Raw genomic sequence first — 19,154 nt, 5'->3', positions numbered from 1 at the left:
GTATGTCGTTGCGGCACCTGATAACTCGATCGACACCGCAACCCTCACCGAGTACCTCGCCCATCGGTTACCGTCCTACATGGTCCCCTCGGCGATCATGGTGCTCGACCGCATCCCGTTGACTCCGGTGGGCAAACTGGACCGCAAGGCACTACCGGATCCGGCCTTTACCGACACCAAGCCGTTTCGGGCACCCCGGACACCCACCGAACACATCATCGCCGGGGCATTCGCCGATGTATTGGGCACCGATGCAGTCGGTATCGACGATTCATTCTTCGCCATCGGCGGCGACAGCATCAGGTCGATCCAGTTGGTGACTCGGGCCAGGGCGGCGGGTGTGGTGTTCTCCGCGCGTGATGTGTTCGACCGCAAAACGGTAGCGGGGCTGGCCCAGGTCGCCGTTCGCGACAGCGCGGCAACGACATCCATTCCGGCGGACCTACCAGGCGGCGGCGTTGGACAGATACCGGTGACGCCGATCATGCGATGGCTGATCGAACGCGCGGAGTCGGGATTCGACCGATTCTCACAGGCAGTGGTGCTACTTCTGCCGTCGGGGATCGACCAGCAGAGACTTACGGGCGCGGTGCAGGCGGTGCTCGATCGGCACGACATGCTGCGCGCGCGGCTGCGCCCTGGCTCCGATGGGAGCTGGACGTGGGAGGTGCTGCCGGTCGGGACGGTTCGAGCCGACGACCTCGTCCACCGGGTGGCGATGGAAGGGAAACCGGGAAGCGTCGAGTTCCGTGCGTCGACAGCGACAGCGTTGGATGCCGCCGCGGACCGGCTCGATCCGGGGGCCGGGATCGTGGTGCAGATCGTGTGGTTCGATCCGGTGGACGTGGCGGAGCCGGGCAGGGTGCTGGTCCTGGTGCATCGATCGGCGATCGACGGTGTCTCCTGGCAGGTGCTGGTCGCGGACCTCGCGATGGCGTGGGCGCGGATAGCGTCCGGCGAGCCACCCGATCTGGCCCCGGTCGGGACATCAATGCGAATGTGGGCGCACGGGCTGGTCGAGGCAGCCCTACATTCGGAGCGGACCGCCGAACTCGGATTGTGGCAAGCGATGGCCGTCAGGGACGATCCGATGATCGGGTCCCGGCCGCTCGACCCGGCGATCGACGTGGCTGCCACTACCCGCACAGTGGTGGTCGACGTGTCCCCCGAGGTGACCGCGGCGCTGTTGACCGATGTGCCCGCGGCATTCCACGGCAACGTCGGCGACGGGCTGCTGGCCGCGCTGGCGGTGGCGGTGACGAAGTGGCGGCGTGAGCATGAGTCGGAAGCCGCCGGTGGCCCGCTAGCGGACATGCTGATCGGTCTCGAAGGGCACGACCGTGCGGAAGACGCCGTCCCCGGCTCGGATCTGGCCCGGACGGTCGGCTGGTTCTCCACGAGGTCTCCGATGCGCCTCGATCTGTCGGGCATCGATCTCGACGATGCGTGCGCTGGTGGGCCGGCCATGGGGGCAGCGGTCAAGTCCGTCAAGGAACAGCTCCTCGCTGTCCCTGACCATGGAATCGGCTACGGCTTGTTGCGGTATCTCAACGCGGACACCAGACCGATACTCCAGACTCTGCCGACGCCGCAGATCGGGTTCAACTTCGTCTCCACGAGGATTCCCGAAGGAATACAGTCGGCCGGATGGATGCCGGTGGACAACGACGGCGCCCTTGTGAGTGCCGAGCTCGCCGGTGCGCAGAATGCGGAAATGCCGGTGTCGGCGGCGCTCGACGTCAATGCCTTCACCCTCGAAAATGAGGGCCAGACGCAGTTGCGGGCAGTCTGGTCGTATCCCGCCGGGGTGCTCACCGTCGACGAGGTGCGCGAGGTGGCGCAGTCGTGGCGCCGGGTCTTGACCGCGTTGGCAGCACATGTCCACCGTGCCGGGGCCGGGGGACGGACGCCGTCGGATCTGGATCTGATCAGGATCGGACAGTCCGAGATCGAGCGAATCGAAGACAGCTATCCGGCGTTGAGCGACGTCTGGCCATTGACTCCGTTGCAGGAGGGGTTGCTGTTCCATGCGCTGGTGTCCGAGGAGTCGACCGAACCCTACTTAGTGCAGTTGGTCCTCGAGTTGCGTGGGCAAGTCGATCCGGCGCGGATGCGCCGAGCCGGGCAACTGCTGCTCGCCCGGCATGCGAATCTGCGCACCGCATTCGTCACCGACACCGCCGCTGGACCGGTGCAGGTGGTCAATGAAAACATCGAGGCCCCATGGTCGGAGCTCGACCTATCCGCGCTGGATGACGGTGCACGCAATCGCGAGTGGGATCGACTGATGGCCGCAGACCGGGCGACCCGGTTCGACCCGGCTCGGCCCCCACTGCTCCGCTGGATGCTGGTCACCACGGGGCCGGAGCACTACCGGCTGATGCTGACCAATCATCACCTGCTGCTCGACGGCTGGTCGACGCCGCTGCTCCTGAAGGAGTTTCTGATCCTCTATGCCACCGACGGCGCCTCCACGATGCTGCCTCGAATACGTCCCTATCGGGACTTCCTCGCGTGGATCGTCGGGCGGGACCCCGCTGCGTCGCTCGACGCCTGGGCCCGTGCGTTCGATGACGCCGACGGGCCGACCCTGGTGGTTCCGGCCGATCCCGGCCGCCCATACACCGAATCACGTGAGGTGCTCGGCGAACTGACCGAGCAACAGACCGCAGCACTGACCAGCTTCGCGCGGGCCCGTGGAATCACCCTCAACACCGTGATCCAGACGGCATGGGCGATCGTGTTGGGCGCGTTGACATCCAGAGAGGATGTGACGTTCGGCGCCACGGTGTCCGGACGGCCCCCACAGGTCGCGGGCATCGAATCGATGATCGGGATGTTCATCAACACACTGCCGGTGCGCGTCCGTCTCGACCCCGCCGAGAGTTTGGGCCAGCTGGTCGACCGGATTCAGGCGGAACAGGCCGCGCTGCTCGATCACCACTACGTGGGTCTGACCGACATCGAGCGTGTGGCCGGGCCGGCAGCGGTCTTCGACACGATCACGGTGTTCGAGTCCTTCCCGGTCGATCGTGGCGGGCTGACCGAGGACACCGATATCGCTGGCATGCGGCTGCTCGATGTGACCGGCACCGACGCCGCGCATTATCCGATCGGAGTGGTCGCGCGTGTCGACACGCGACTGCACCTCACTATCAAGTACCTGCCCGAACTCTTCGACCAGGACACGATGGATGCGACCCTGCAGAGGGTCCTGCGCGTGATCGGCATCGTTGCCGCCGACCCGGATCTGCCGCTGGCCTGGCTCGATCTGCTCTCCCCGGCCGAACACCGGGAGTTGACGCCGGTGGCGGGTGATCCGGCTGTGCCGGAGCAGGTGTTGCCGGAGTTGTTGTCGGCAGCGGCGGAGCGGGATCCAGAGGCTGTCGCGGTGGTGTGCGGGGATCGACAGTTGACGTACGGCGAGCTGGATGCGGAGTCGAACCGGTTGGCTCGACTGTTGATCGGTCGGGGTGTGCGGCCGGAGACGAATGTCGCGGTTGGGTTGCCTCGGTCGGTCGAAGAGGTTCTGGCGGTATGGGCGGTGACTAAGTCGGGGGCAGCGTTCGTACCGGTGGATCCGCTGTACCCAGCTAGCCGGGTCGAGCAGATGCTCACTGATTCGGGTGTGGCGGTAGGAATCACACTGTCGAAGTGGCGCGATCGGCTGCCCGGGGCCGTGCGGTGGTTGGCCCTCGACAATCCCGCGGTCGAAGCGGAGGCGGCGGGGTTGTCGGTGATGCCGGTGACCGATGCGGAGCGAACATCGCCGGTGCGTGTCGACAGTGCCGCGTACGTGATCTACACCTCCGGCTCGACAGGTGTGCCCAAGGGTGTGGTGGTATCGCATCGAGGGTTGGCGAACCTGGTGGCCGAACAATCTTCGCGGTTCGACATCGGGCCGAGCGCGCGGGTGCTGCAATTCGCGTCTCCGAGCTTCGATGCGGCAGTCCTGGAACACCTATGGGCGTTCGCGACGGGTGGGCGACTCGTGATTGCGCCCCCGACCGTCTACGGCGGGGGCGAGCTGGCGCAGATCCTGTCGCGCACGAAGGTGACCCATATCGCGCTGACGCCCGCAGCCTTGGGGACGGTCGATCCAGACGGGCTGGAGGACCTCAGGACCGTCGTGGTCGGTGGCGAGGCGCCCTCCTCCAAACTGGTGTCACGGTGGGCGCCGGGCCGGAGATTCTTCAATACCTACGGTCCGGCGGAGGCCACGATCATGACCGATGTCTGTGCGCCGATGGTGGCAGGTGAGGCGGTGACGATCGGCGGACCGATCCGCGGAGTCGGTCAGGTCGTGCTCGACGCATGGTTGCGGCCGGTGCCGGTCGGGGTCGTCGGGGAGTTGTATCTGGCGGGCCCGGGTCTGGCTCGCGGTTACCGCAACGGGATGGGTCCGACGGCGTCGCGGTTCGTCGCCGATCCGTTCGCAGGCCCAGGGCAGCGCATGTATCGGACCGGCGACTTGATGCGGTGGCTGCGGCTACCGGACGGGGGTCTGGCGCTGGATTATGTGGGCCGGTCGGATTTCCAGGTCAAGGTTCGTGGTTTCCGCATCGAGCTCGGCGAGGTCGAATCGGCCCTACTGGCCTGCCCGGGTGTGACCGCCGCTGTGGCGACTGTGCACCGGGACCCCGACGTTGGCGACCGGTTGATCGGGTACGTGGTGCCCGAGCTCGGCGCCGACCTCGACGCGGCCGCGGTCCTCGCGTTCGCCGGGGAGCGGTTGGCCTCGCATATGGTGCCCGCGACCGTGGTGGTGCTCGGCACGCTGCCGCTCACGACGAACGGCAAGCTCGATCGCACCGCTCTGCCCGCGCCGGACTTCACCACAGGCCGGGGCGAATTCCGGGCACCGGCCACCGAGGTGGAGCAGGCTCTGGCGAGCCTGTTCTCCGAAGTATTGGGTATCGACAGGGTCGGTCTCGATGATTCGTTCTTTGCCATGGGCGGCGACAGCATCATGTCGATCCAGTTGGTGACTCGGGCCAAGGCGGCGGGTCTGGTGTTCTCCGCGCGCGAAGTGTTCGAGCGCAAAACGGTTGCCGGGCTCGCCGAGATCGCTGTTCTCGACGACAGTGCCGCGGCGGCCTCCCTTCCGGCGGAACTGCCCGGCGGGGGTGTAGGGCCGATACCGGTGACGCCGATCATGTGTTGGATGTTCGAGCGCGGCAGCTTCGACCGTTTCTGCCAGTGGGTGATGCTTACTCTGCCCAACGGCATCGACATCACCGGAATCGGCGCCACCGTCCAGGCAGTTACCGATCACCACGACATGCTGCGGGCCCGACTACAACCGGATCCCGCGCACCCGTCGGGCTGGGCCCTGCAGGTGCAGCCGACCGCGATCCCCGCCGCCGGTCTTATCCGGCGCGTGTCGGTGGATGCGGCACCCGACAGCAGCGCCTTCGCCGCGCTCGTCGACGCCGAGGCGAACGCGGCGGCCGAACGCCTCGACCCCGAAGCCGGGCTCATGCTCCAGCTGGTCTGGTTCGATCGGGTCGGACAGCCGGGACGGCTGCTGGTCGTCGCACACCACCTGGTAATCGACGGCGTCTCGTGGCGGATCCTCGTTCCCGATTTCGCCGCGGCATGGACGCAGCTGAGTGTCGGGCAACGGCCGCGACTCACGCCTGTCGGCACCTCGATGCGACGCTGGGCGCATGCTCTGAACACCGCCGCCGCCGCCGAGAGCCTCGATGAACTCGACTGGTGGCGGTCCACGCTCGGCGCTGCCGATCCGCCGATCGGTGCCCGCCCGATCGACCCGGTCGTGGACGTGCAAGCCACCGTCGCCACTGTCGAGGTGGCCTTACCTACCGCGGTGACCCGCGCCGTGCTCACTACCCTGCCGGGGGCGTTCCACGGCAACGTGGACGACGCCCTCATCGCCGGGCTCGCGATGGCGCTGACTCGATGGCAGTACCGCCACGGCAACACCGTCACCGAATCGTTGCTCACCCTCGAAAGCCACGGCCGCCACGGGACAGTACTCCCCGGTGCCGACCTCACCCGTACCGTCGGATGGTTCACCACCACCTATCCTGTGCGGCTCGACCTGTCCGATATCGACATCGACGACGCGTTCGCCGCCGGGGCCGCCGCCGCGGCCGTCATCAAGTCGATCAAGGAACAACTCCGGCAGGTCCCCAACCATGGGATCGGCTATGGGCTGCTGCGCTACCTCAACGCCGATACCGCCCGCATCCTGCGTGACCTACCCACCCCTCGAGTGAGCTTCAACTATCTCGGTCGGTTCGACACCACGCCCGCCTCATTGCGCGATATCGGGTGGATGCCCACCGACACCGACGACGGCGGCGGCGGCGTCCAGAACCCCGACGCACCCGTCGCAGCCCTGCTCGGCATCAACGCGGTCACCATCAGCACATCGGAAGGGCCTACTCTTACCGCCGCCTGGGAGTATCCGACCGGCCTGCTCACCTCCGCCGAGGTCACCGACCTGGCGGAACTGTGGCGCGACGCGGTGACCGCGCTGGCCGCCCACGCGTCCCGGCCCGGTGTCGGCGGGCTGACCCCCGCCGACGTCGACCTCATCGACCTCGACCAAGACACGATCGACCGGCTCGAAGCCAAACGTTCGACACTCGACGACATCTGGCCGCTCACGCCGCTACAGAAGGGGTTGCTGTTCCACGCCCAGCTCGCCGACGGCACCCTCGACGCCTACATCGTGCAACTCTGTTTGGAACTCGGCGGGCGCGTCGACGCGGACCGGCTGCGCCACGCCACGCAGACTTTCATCGGACGGCACCCGAACCTACGGACCTCGTTCGTGCGCGCCGGCGCCGGCGAAGCGGTCCAGGTGGTGCACCAGCACGTCGAGGTGCCGTTCACCCAGATCGACTTGACCGAGCGCGACGACACCGACGCTGCGCTCGAACACCTCATGGACACCGAGCGCCGCACATGCTTCGACGTGACCGCGGCGCCGCTGCTGCGACTCACCCTGATCAGCATCGCGCCCCAGCAGTACCGGCTGCTGGTGAGCATGCATCACATCCTGATAGACGGCTGGTCCACGCCACTGCTGATCCGGGAACTGCTGACCCTTTACGCCAGCGACAGCGACCCCACGGTGCTGCCCATGGTGCGCCCCTACCGCGACTACCTGGTGTGGCTGAACACCCAGGACCAGGACGCGGCGGAAGCCGCGTGGGCGATGGCCTTCGAAGGCGTAACCGAGCCGACCCTGCTGGCGCCCGCGGACCGCGGCCGCCGGCCCACCATCGCCGCGCGCGAAGTCCGGGTGCAGCTGAGCGAACAGCGCACCACGGCCCTGATCACGGTCGCCCATCAGCAAGAGGCCACACTCAACACCGTCATACAGGCCGCCTGGGCGATCGTGCTTGCCACCTCGACCGCCCGCGAGGACGTGGTCTTCGGCACCACCGTCTCCGGGCGCCCTCCGCAGATCCCCGGCATCGAATCGATGATCGGGCTGTTCGTCAATACGGTGCCCGTCCGGGTCCGACTCGACCACCGCGAAACCCTCGCCCAACTACTACAGCGAATCCAAACCGAACAAGCCTCGCTGCTCGACCATCACCACCTCGGGCTCGCTCAGATCCAACATATAGCCGGTCCAGGCGCGATGTTCGATACCGTCACCGTTGTCGAGTCCTACCCGGTCGATCGGGCCGGGCTGTCCGAAGACACCGACATCGCGGGAATGCACGTCCTCGACGTGCACGGATACGACGCCGCGCACTATCCGCTCGGCCTGGTCGTCCACCACGACACCCGAGTGCACCTGACCTTCAAATATCTGCCAGAACTGTTTGCACAACACCAGATCGACGCCATCGCCGACCGAATGCTGCGAGTGCTCGACACCATCATCGAACACATCGATCTCCCGCTGACCGAGCTACAGCTGCTATCCCCGGTCGAGCGAGCCACACTGGTACCCGTTCGCGGTCGGCCCGGTGTGGTGATGTCGTTGTTGCCGCAGGTATTGACGGCCGCGATGACATCGGACTCGGAAGCGGTGGTCTGCAACGGCATACGGTTGTCCTACCGCGAACTCGATGAAACCTCGAACCGGTGGGCTCGGGTACTGATCGACACCGGAACAGGACCGGAATCGTTCGTAGCCATAGCGTTACCGCGCTCCATCGACGCCGTGATCGCCGTGTGGGCGGTCGCCAAATCCGGCGGCGCGTTCGTCCACATCGACCCCACCTATCCCCCCGACCGGATCGCAGGCATCGTCACCGATTCCGGTGCCACTGTCGGGCTGACACTCGGGATCCACCGGGACCAGCTGCCGGACACCATCAGATGGCTCACCCTCGACGACCCCGCCTTCGCCGCGACGACAGCGTCGGCGTCCCCCACCGCGATCACCGACGCCGATCGCACGACAACGCTACGGCCACAGCACCCGGCCTACTTGAACTACACCTCGGGCTCCACCGGGACCCCCAAAGGAGTCGTGGTCACCCACAGCGGTATAGCGAACCTGGCCGCCGACACACGGGAAAGGCTCGGCCTCACCGTGAACTCTCGAATGCTGGCCGCCGCCTCGGTGAGCTTCGACGTCTCGATCCTCGAATGGCTCAGTGCCGCAGCTGCCGGCGCCACCCTGGTCCTCGCCCCCGCACCAGTAGTCGCCGGCGCCGAACTGGCCGAATCGATCAAGGCCGAACACGTCACCCATGCCGCCTTCACCCCGACAGTGCTCGCATCGCTGCCCCCCGACGAACTCGACACCCTCACCACCGTGATCATCGGCGGCGAGATATTCCCACCAGCCCTGGCAAAACAATGGACACCGAACCGCACGGTGATCAGCTGCTACGGGGCTACCGAAACCACTATCACGAGCTGCGCCGACGCTCCCTTGACCACAACCACAGACAGCCCGATGACAATCGGCAGCCCGACCCGCGGATTCACCGCCGTCGTACTCGACCGCAGACTGCGCCCTGTCCCCACCGAAGTAGTCGGCGAACTGTACATGTCCGGACCAGGTCTCGCCCGCGGCTACCACAAGCAGCCCGCAACCACGGCGGCCCGATTCGTCCCCGACCCATACGGGCCGCCTGGGACACGGATGTACCGCACCGGCGACCTGGTCGCCTGGACCACCGACCGGGCACTGCAATACAAAGGCCGCAGCGACCTACAAATCAAAATCCATGGCCATCGCATCGAACGCGGCGACATCGAAGCCGCCCTACGCAGCCACCCCGACATCACCCATGCCGCCGTCACAGTCCACACCCGACCCAACGGCGCCGACCAACTCACCGGCTACGTCGTCCCCACCTCCGAAACCGCACCCGACATCGCCGCGCTGACGAGCTACCTCGCCACCCGACTACCCACCCACATGATCCCCACCACCATCCGCACCCTCGACCGAATCCCCCTCACCCCCACCGGCAAACTCGATTACAAAGCCCTGCCCGCTCCCGACCCGCGACCCTCCCGGTTCCGGTCGCCGTCCACCCCACTCGAGGCCGCCGTCTGCGACGCCTTCACTCGGACTCTCGACATCGAACGTGTCGGCGTCGACGATGGCTTCTTCGCCCTCGGCGGCAACTCGCTGGCCGCCACCCAACTGGTCGCGCGGCTGAAGGAGTCGACCGGTGCCACCGTGCCGGTTCAGTGGGTCTTCACCGACCCCACACCACAATCGCTGGCCCGCCGCATCGACACCCGCCTCCGCGGCCTCGACGAACAGAATCCCGGCGACGCGCTCTCGGTCCTGCTCCCGCTGCGTGCCGCCGGCACCGACCCACCGCTGTTCTGCGTCCACCCGGCCATCGGATTGGCCTGGGGTTTCAGCGGGCTCGTACAGCACCTCGACCCCGACCGTCCCGTCCACGGGCTGCAATCCCCGACGCTGACCGACCCCACCGCACAGTTCGACACGCTCGACCAACTCGCTGCCCGCTACGTGCGGGAGATTCGTTCGGTCCAGCCGCACGGTCCTTACCACTTGCTCGGCTACTCGCTCGGCGGCACCATCGCCCACGCGATCGCCGTCCAGCTCCGCCACGATGACGACCCCGTCGAGACCCTGGCCATGATGGACACCCGTGTCATCACCGCCGACAGCCTGCACACTCCCACACCCACCATCGTGGACCTGCTTACCGAGTTCGGCGGCCTCGCCGTTTCCGATCTTCCCGCCGACCTCACCATCGAGGCAGCAGCCGAGTTGCTGCACCGGCAAGGCGGACTCTTTACCGCCCTGACCCCCGAGCATCTCCTGATCCTGCACGACGACTACACCAGGCTCATCGACCTCACCCGCAACCATCGACCGGCCCCCTTCAACGGTGACCTGATCTACTTCAGCTCCGCCGCGGACCACACAGACGACGGTCCCTCGCCGGCACTCGCATGGAACGACCACATCACCGGCCACATCACCGAACACCGCATTCCCGCCCGGCACGAACGGATGACCGACCCGGACGCACTCCGCGCCATCGGACTTGTCCTCGCCGATCATTTCCGGTCCACCACTACCCCTTCGACGGAGACCCCCACCCAGGCAAGGACAAGCCAATGGTGAACACCGACCGAATCATCGGGACACGCACCGGCATCGAGCCGACCAACCTGTTCGCCCTCCACCCCGCAACTGGTGCGACCGAGCACCCCAGCGCTGCCGAACTCCGACGGTGGGCTCACGAATACTTGTGCCGACCCCATCCGGCCCTCGGCCGGTCCGGCCCCGTGTGCCCCTACACCAGCCACGCCATCGAACGCCAATACCTTTGGGCTGTGTTCACCAACGGTCGCGATATCGATATCCGGCGCATAACCGCCATTGTCGACGACATGTACGAGCTGTTTCCCGCCCTGCACCCCCGGGACGAACCCGAGTCCAAATTCAAAGCTGTCCTTGCGGTATTCCCCGACCTCGCCGACTACGCCGCGATCGAAACTGTTCAACGGCACCTGAAAACCCGGTTCGTCGAGGAAGGCCTGATGCTCGGCCAATTCTATCCGGGCTGCACAACCCCCGGACTGCACAATCCGGAATTCCCAGCTCTCGACGCGCCCCTGCCTATCCTCGCCGTACGCCATATGGCTCCCACCGACTTCCCCTTCCTTGCCACTCGCGACGAATGGATCGACGCCTACAACAGACTTTTCGGCCCTACGTCGCAGCGTGCATCACATCCACACCTTCGACACCGCACATGACCTCCACTCAGGTTCCGCATCGAAATCAGTGCCGATGGACCCCGGATCTGGTGCGAAGAGCCCGTCGTGGCAGTCGCCGGACCCGGGGGTTGCGCAGCATCAGCCCTCGGATCCGCCAGGATTCGTGACGACAGTCACCTCGGGCGGTTACCTTCGCATCTCGGCTGCTCGGTCGGGAAACGCGACAATTTGTGTCGTGGTAGCGGCGGTTTTTCAGACGACCACGGCCGAGGTCGGCGGCTGCCGGGATAGGTGGCTCGCATGACCGAACTACATCCGCTGGATTCCGGGTTTATAGAACTGGAGGACTCCGACCGGCACATCAGTCTCGGAATCGGTGCGGTCGCCATCATTTCCGGCGCTGCACCGAAGCGAGCCGAATTCACCGAAGCAATCACCGAGCGTCTCGCCCACAACACCCGGCTGCGCCAGCGGATCCACCGCGCCCCCTTCGACCTCATCGCACCCGTCTGGGAGGACGATCCGAATTTCGATGTAGCGCGCCATATCCGCTGGACCGCGCTGCCCGAGCCGGGCGATGAGAAGACGCTGTTCGAACTGATCGCGACCGAACTCGCGGAACGGCTCGACCGCGACCATCCGCTGTGGCAGTGCACCGTCGTCGAGCATCTCGCCGACGACCGTTGGGCGCTGATCGTGCGGGCACACCACAGCCTCGTCGACGGAGTGTCGGGGATCTCGCTGTTCGAGGGCTTCTGCGATCCCCCCGCTGGCGAGACACTGGCCCGTCCACCCACTAGGGACCACGAACCCAGTTCTGCAACTGGACTATTCGAGTTGGCGGTCAAGACCCTGCGAATGCCGATCGACGCTCCCCGCTTCGTAGTCGGCACGCTACGCAGCCTCGCCCCGATCGCGATGGCGGCCATCGGCCCGGCCGCCGAATCCTCGCTGAACGGTCCCATCGGACAACAACGCCGCTACGTCGCTGTGCGTACCTCTTTCGCCGAGGTGCGCGACATCGGCGAGGCGTTCGGCGTCACAGTCAACGACACCGTGCTTGCCGCGGTCGCCTCGGCCTATCGCGCCCTGCTCTCGGACCGCGGCGAGGCGCTGACCGGCGATAAACTCCGCATCCTGGTGCCGGTGTCGATGCGCCCGACGGATGCGAAATATGTACTCGACAACCGAGTCTCGGTCCTGCTGCCGCATCTACCGATCGACATTGCCGACCCGGTCGAACGGCTCGGCACGATCCATGACCGGATGACCGAACACAAAGCGAAAGGTGGAGCGCAGGCAGAGAATTCGATCTTGGCGGTGGCCGCGCGGCTCCCATTCGCCCCCATCGCCTGGACCGTCCGGCTCGCGGCACATTTCCCGCAGCGCGGCGTCGGCGCGCTGGCGACCAATGTCCCAGGACCGCGACAACCGCTCACCATGCAGGGCAGCGCGGTGCTGGAACTGCTGCCGTGCATTCCGATCGCGATGCGGCTACGCACCGCGATCGCGATCCTCAGCTACGGCGACAACCTGGCCTTCGGCATCACCGGCGACTACGACAGCGCACCCGATATCGACGTGATCGCCGACGGCATCCGCGCAGGCATAGCTGAACTGGTCGCCCACACCGCCATTTGTCGTCTGCCGCGCCAGAGCGATGCGGACGCGCCCACGCAGGACGCACACCATGGCCGGGGCACACCCGCATCCCGCTGACCTAGGAACGCAATCGGATTCTCTGTTCTGCGGCTCGCCACCACCGCGAGTTGGACCGCGCCCGCGTGCTCTACCACCGCTACGACTGCCACTATGGGCTGATTACACCATTCGGGTAGCGGCAGGCCGAAATCTGCCGTTTCAGGTGTGCGGAACGGTCGAGGCCGGGCATGGTCGGCCTCATGGAACAAGGACCGCGGCGCCGTCGAATCGACCATGGGACAGATCGTCCAGAGCCTGGTTCGCGTGGTCGAGTGCGTAGCGGTGCGTCGTTACATCGAGGTGGTGTTGTTCGGCGAAGTCGAGGAATTCCCTGGCTCGAGCCCGGGTGTTGGAAGTGACGCTACGGAGCTCTCGCTCCCGGAACAGATGTCGTTGATAGTTGAGTGGCGGTATGTCGGTGAGGTGGATGCCCGCCAGTGCGAGAGTGCCACCGGCATCGAGTGCTTCCAGCGCGGTGGGCACCAACTCACCCGCAGGTGCGAAGAGGATTGCCGAATCCAGCGGTTCCGGCGGTGCGTCGGCCGCACCCTGTACAGAGGTCACACCGAGGTCGCGCGCCAGTGCGCGCGCCGCCGCACCGCGCGTCATCACATGTACCCGGGCACCACGGGCAATCGCGACCTGTGCGGTGAGGTGCGCACTGCCGCCGAACCCATAAATCCCCAGTACACCGCCCGCAGGCACGTCCGCACGCAGCAACGCGTGGTACCCGATGATGCCCGCGCACAGTAACGGTGCGACCTCCTCGTCTGTGTACCCGGCGGGCAGTGGCAGCGCGAAATCTGCGGGTACCGTGGCGAATTCGGCGTATCCGCCGTCGGCGTCCCAGCCGGTGTAGCGCGAGTTCGGACACAGGTTCTCCATGCCGCGGCGACAGTAACGGCACGTCCCACAGGTGTGCCGCAACCACGGGATGCCGACGCGGTCACCAACGGCGATACCGGTGATCGAATCCGGCACACCCACCACCTCCGCGACTATCTCGTGACCCGGAACCACCCCGCGACGGTGGACCGCCAGGTCACCCTCCACGACATGCAGATCCGTCCGACATACCCCGCACGCAAGCACCCGAACCAGCACCTCGTCCGCAGCGGGCTCGGGAATCGCTTCGCTCCGCATCCACACCGGATTGCTTTCCAGGCGACCAGGCGTGCGCACTCGCCATGCCCGCATCGACGTTTGTGCCACGCCAACGCCCTCCTCTCATCCGCGCCGGTCACAACCGATCCCGGCACACTCAGCCGCTAACTGTTGGCAACCGCCGGGTCCGACTGGGTAGAGGCCCGCCGGTTTCGTGGTCAGAGCACGGCCTGGTCGGCGGGATCGCATGGGCCCTGATCGCCTCTTCCCTCTCAGCATCGCCGCAGTCGGCCTGTCGGCAGAGGGCCGAAGTGACCTTCATCGCGGGGCCATTGGACCCATATTGTCGGACCGGGATGTCATCGGCCACCTGGCTCCGGCGATCGGCAGCACCGCTGATGGCACGATGACATCGGGTCACGGGTCAGCCGGTGACACGCTGGTAGCCAGCCGTGGCGAATTCGCCGATCCCACCGAAGAACGCATCGTTGTCGCCCTGGCGCAGACCGACTGTCTTGCTGTTGGTGCTCGAACACGAACGCCTGCGCCAACTCGCCCAACGTCGTCCGCCGGTGCGGTCCGAAGCAGAGTGACAGCTGAATGCGTTCGCGCAGCCCGGCATCCGAACAACTTCGATAAAGTAGGAAGCTATGACCGTTCAGGACACCACCACCCAGGTCGCGATCGGCGAGGCCGACGATGCAACCGCCTCCGCGGCAACGCTGTTGGAGCGGCTCACCGACAGACTCGGCGGCAGAGCCTCCGTTTCAGCGGTGTTCGGCGAACCGGTCACATGCGAGGGAGTCACTGTAATCCCTGTCGCGCGTGTGGGTTTCGGCTTCGGTGGCGGATCCGGACACGAGGTCGGCGTGGAGAAGTCCGGCGGGGGCGCGGGGGGCGGCGGCGGAGTTGACGCGAGGCCGTTGGGCTTCATCGAAATCGCTAACGGCACCGCGCGTTACCGCCCGATCCACAACCATTGGATCGACGTCCTAGTACCCGTGTCCGCCCTGCTCGCCGCCGCTGGCGGCAAATGGCTGGCCCGCGCGATCACCGCACGAAAGCACGCCTAGCCCTGAGCTCAGAGCCAACGGTTCGTTCCGTGGCCCATGGCCGCGCCTATCCGCGGCTCCGGAAGGTCCAGCCGGGGGCGAGGCTTTCGATCTGTCCCCGGCACTCGATCTCGATCGGTGGCACATCGACGGGGTCCGACCGGACCTCCACGCTGGAGCCACTGATCCGGACCCGGAGCCTATGGCCCCGATACACGATCGGGAATGCCAGCGTGCCAAGAGATTCCGGCCAGCTCGGCGCAAATATCAAACGCTCGCCCCGGGTTTCGAGCCCGGTGAAACAGCGCTGCAACAGATCGATACTGCCTGCCATCGCACCGAGGTGGATGCCCTCCGCGGTGGTGCCGCCCTGGATGTCACCGATATCGGACTCGAGGACGTTCTCGAAGAACTCCATGGCGCGGTCCCGGTTGGCGCGGGCCAGCACCCAGGTATGCACGACACTGCTCAGGGTCGAACCATGAGATGTGCGGGCCGAGTAGTAGTCGATGGTGCGCGGAATCATCGCTGCGGGCAATTCGTAGCCGAGTTGTCCCAGCAACTCCCGCAATTCGTCGGCGGACAGCAGATAGAACAGCATCAGCACGTCGGCCTGTTTCGCGGCCTGATAGCGGTTGATATCGTCACCCTCCGCCTCGAGTATCCGGTCCAGCCGCTGGATATCGCCGTAGCGCTGCCGGTAGTGCACCCAATCCAGCTCGACCAGTTGGTCATAGCCCTCGAACTGGCTGATGACGCCGTCATGGAACGGCACATACATGCGGCGGGCGACATCCGCCCAGTGCGTGGGCTCCGCCGGCGCGACACCGAGAGTTTCCAACAGTTCGCCACGCTCGCGCGGCGCGAGCAGATCGAGCGCATCCAGGGCTCGCTGGATCACCCACACCGCCATAATATTGGTGTAGGCGTTGTCGTCGATGCCCTCGTAAGGCCGTGCCGGATAACCGGTGTGGAATTCATCCGGACCGATCACACCGCGAATGCGGTACCGATCGCGTTCGGCGGCGTAGGCGGCGATACTCGTCCAGAACCGCGCGATCTCCACCAGCAATTCGATGCCGCATTCGCGCATAAATTCTCGGTCGCCGGTCACCTGGTAGTACTGCCACACGTTGCGCGCGATCGCGATGCCGATGTGATGGGCTCGCTGGCTCGGGTCCGGATTCCAGCGCCCGGACCGTGGATTCAGATGCAGCTGCTGGCTTTCCTCACGGCCGTCGCTGCCGGATTGCCACGGGAACATCGCCCCCGCGTAACCGTTGTCGTGCGCCGCCCGCCGTGCCTCGGGTAGCCGCCGGAACCGATACCGCAGCAGCGATCGGGTCAAGGCGGGCAACCGCAAGTTCAGTACTGGAAGGACGAACAGTTCGTCCCAGAACACGTGTCCGCGATACGCCTCGCCGTGCAGCCCGCGGGCCGGAACACCGACGTCGAGGTCAATGGTATTGGGCGATAACGTCTGCGACAGGTGCAGCAGGTGCAGACGTAGCACGCGCACCGCGTTCTCGCGGTCCTCTAGTTCAATGGACAGCCGATCCCACAGGCGTTCCCACACCGCGACATGACCTTCGAGCAATCGCTCGAATCCGTCCTCCTCACTCAGCCAGCGCACGACCTCTTCCTCGGGGGTCGAGATCCCGTGATCGCGCCCGGTGCAGACGGTGACCACCTTCTTCAGGGTGACCGACGTCCCGGCGGCAACCTGGATCGTGAAGTCATGCCCGATCGTGCTGCCCTCGTCGACGAACTCCCCCGCGCCGACGGTGGATTCCCCGTTCTGCGAGATCGCGCTGCGCGCCGCCATCGCGATAGGGATCCGGGACCGGTTGGTCTGTACCACCAGCAACGCCGAGTCCGCCGACAGTTTGGCTGCCCGCACCGGCGTGAGGTGCTCGCCGGACAGCCCTCGATAGCGTTCGACCAGCGAGTTCCGCACCGAACCGTCGAGTGCCGACCGGATCACCAGCCGACCCGACCAGTTCTCGGGTACGACCGTCATCTCCAGCCCACACACATGCGGCCGGTGCATGGCGACGAACCTGCGCTGAGCGACTGTCGTGATCCGGGCCGCGCTGTCGCGGAACCGGAACCGGCGGGTGAGCACCGCCCGGCGCAGGTCCAGTTCCTGCCGGTAGGACAACAATTCGGCGGTGTCGATATCGAACCACGCACCGTCTTCGATCCGCAGCGATACCGGCAGCCAATTCGGCAGGTTCACCAGGCTCTCATTGGCGATCGTGTGCCCGCCGACCTCGTCGGTGAGCCGGTTGAAGATACCGGCCGCATAAGTGCCGGGATAATGGCGCAGCCCGGCCAGCGCCTCCGGCGCGGCACCACGCGTGGCGAAATAGCCGTTGCCGACCGTGCACAGTGCTTCGCGGAGTTTTTCCGTCGGCGGGTCGTAGCCCTCGAAGACCAGGGTCCAGGGATCGGCGGCATTCGCCTGTGCTGCCCGATTCAGGGTCTCGGCCATCCGGTCGAGCAGATTCCCGGCCCGGCCCGGACTGTCCACCGCGAATCGGGCGGCGGTACGCCGATCACCATCTTCGTTGTGGCGCACCACGATTGCGATCCCGTGGGAAGCGACGGCGTCGAACGCGTCCTCGTCGGTAAGATCGTCACCGAGGTAGATCGGCAGCTCCGGGCCCGGCAGGTGATCGAGTATCCAGTCCAGCGCTCGTCCTTTGTCCCATTCCACGTCGGGGCGCAACTCGGTCACCTTGCGACCGTTCGAGATGCGCAGGCCGCCCTGTTGCGCGACCGCGTGCGCCACGCCTATCACTCCGGCGACGACGTCCGGCTCCGCATTGCGGTAGTGCACCGCGACGGCGAAACGCTTGTGCTCCACACTAATTCCGGAAATACTCCCCACCCGACGGGCGAGTTCGCTTGCGGCGGAAGCGATTGCATGTTCGGCGACCGGTGCCTCGTCGTGCACGTGATAGCCGCCGTCGGGATCGGTCAGTTCGAAGCCGTGGCTGCCCGCATACCAGACACCCTCCAGCCCGACCCGTTTACGCAGATCCGCCAGATCGCGACCGCTGATGATCGCGACCGGGCAGAGACCCGCGAGAGCGGTAATCGCGGTCGCCGCGCCGTCGACGAGGGTGGCGGCGTCCGGGTCGGGCACGATCTCGGAGACCGTGCCGTCGAAATCCATCAGTACGGCCACCTTCGCGGTGTCGAGCACCACGGATATCCGTTGCCAGGATTCCAGTGCTCCCGGAATCTCCGACATCTGCCGGAACCCCGCCCGCACCCGCACTTGTGCAAGATCGGTGACTACGACATCCGCTCCGTGCGAACGCAAACGATTAGCGTGGCCGGTTCGATCGACACCGATCACCAAGGCGAAGCCGCCCCGCCGACCGGCCGTCAAGCCCGCTTCGGCATCCTCGACGACGACGGTCCTTGCCGGATTCGCGCCGAGTCGCCGTGCTGCCTCGATCAACATCGCCGGATCGGGTTTTCCTGGTAACCGCAGGTCTTCGGTGACGATACCGTCGACGCGCACCGCGAACAGATCACCGATTCCGGCCGCTTCGAGGACTTGGGCGCAGTTGCGACTGGCGGAGAAGACCGCCGTACCGATCCCAGCGTCACGCAACTCGCGAACCAGTGCCACCGTCGAGTCGAATGCCGGAACCCCGCTGTGGGCCATCCGGTCTCGGAACAGATGATCCTTCCTGTTGCCGAGACCGCAGACGGTGAGGGCGTCCTCCCGATCGGACGAATCACCCCATGGCAGCGAAATATGGCGCGCAGCAAGAAAGTCCGCGACTCCTGTGTAGCGCGGCTTTCCGTCGACGAAGCGCTGGTAGTCCGCGGCGGTGAACGGCGAACGGTCCTGGCCGGGCCCGGCCGGGCGGGAAGCGAGAAAGGCGTCGAAAAGTTCGGTCCATGCGGCGGCGTGCATGGACGCGCTGTCGGTGACCACGCCGTCCATGTCGAAGATCACCGCATCGTGGTGGCGTGCGTCGATCACCGGCCCGGCCCGCTGGATAACTCCCACGCCTCGAGCTTGAATCGGGCCGTCCACCCGATCAAGAGTCGGAAGTCATGATCAGCACGGTCCAGTGGCCCACCACACCCAGGCGGATCGGTGGGTCCCGCAGTCCC

Annotated in this window: 6 protein-coding genes; 4 read left to right on the top strand and 2 right to left on the bottom strand. The window is 66.1% G+C overall.

Annotated elements, in window-relative coordinates:
• Positions 1-79 precede the first annotated feature (79 nt).
• The 3 genes from ACLMAJ_RS37795 (at position 80) to ACLMAJ_RS37785 (ending at position 12,876) form a co-directional block, all read left to right on the top strand.
• Entirely contained in the window at positions 80-10,558 is a 10,479-nt protein-coding gene (locus ACLMAJ_RS37795; protein WP_412018721.1) for an amino acid adenylation domain-containing protein, read from the top strand.
• The gene (locus tag ACLMAJ_RS37790; RefSeq protein WP_412018720.1) at positions 10,552-11,196 is read left to right on the top strand and encodes a DUF6875 domain-containing protein; all 645 of its coding nucleotides are present in this window, start codon (positions 10,552-10,554) and stop codon (positions 11,194-11,196) included. The genes ACLMAJ_RS37795 and ACLMAJ_RS37790 overlap by 7 nt, the downstream gene beginning before the upstream one ends.
• 261 nt (positions 11,197-11,457) lie before the next feature.
• Positions 11,458-12,876, top strand: coding sequence for a wax ester/triacylglycerol synthase family O-acyltransferase (locus ACLMAJ_RS37785; protein ID WP_412018719.1), 1,419 nt, complete (start codon positions 11,458-11,460; stop codon positions 12,874-12,876).
• Between the two features lie 180 nt (positions 12,877-13,056).
• Here ACLMAJ_RS37785 and ACLMAJ_RS37780 read toward each other — a convergent pair whose 3' ends face one another.
• Positions 13,057-14,055, bottom strand: a complete 999-nt coding sequence (locus ACLMAJ_RS37780) for a zinc-binding alcohol dehydrogenase family protein (protein WP_412018723.1) — start codon at positions 14,053-14,055, stop codon at positions 13,057-13,059.
• A gap of 557 nt (positions 14,056-14,612) precedes the next feature.
• Here ACLMAJ_RS37780 and ACLMAJ_RS37775 point away from each other — a divergent pair.
• The gene (locus ACLMAJ_RS37775; protein ID WP_412018718.1) at positions 14,613-15,035 is read left to right on the top strand and encodes a spore germination protein GerW family protein; all 423 of its coding nucleotides are present in this window, start codon (positions 14,613-14,615) and stop codon (positions 15,033-15,035) included.
• A gap of 46 nt (positions 15,036-15,081) precedes the next feature.
• Here ACLMAJ_RS37775 and otsB read toward each other — a convergent pair whose 3' ends face one another.
• Positions 15,082-19,047, bottom strand: a complete 3,966-nt coding sequence (otsB, locus tag ACLMAJ_RS37770) for a trehalose-phosphatase (RefSeq protein ID WP_412018717.1) — start codon at positions 19,045-19,047, stop codon at positions 15,082-15,084.
• Positions 19,048-19,154: the final 107 nt, after the last annotated feature.

This window comes from Nocardia arseniciresistens, assembly GCF_046764875.1.
Taxonomy (GTDB): Bacteria; Actinomycetota; Actinomycetes; order Mycobacteriales; family Mycobacteriaceae; genus Nocardia; species Nocardia arseniciresistens.
Note: the sequence above shows the minus strand (reverse complement) of the source record. Positions and strands in the feature narration are given on the sequence as shown.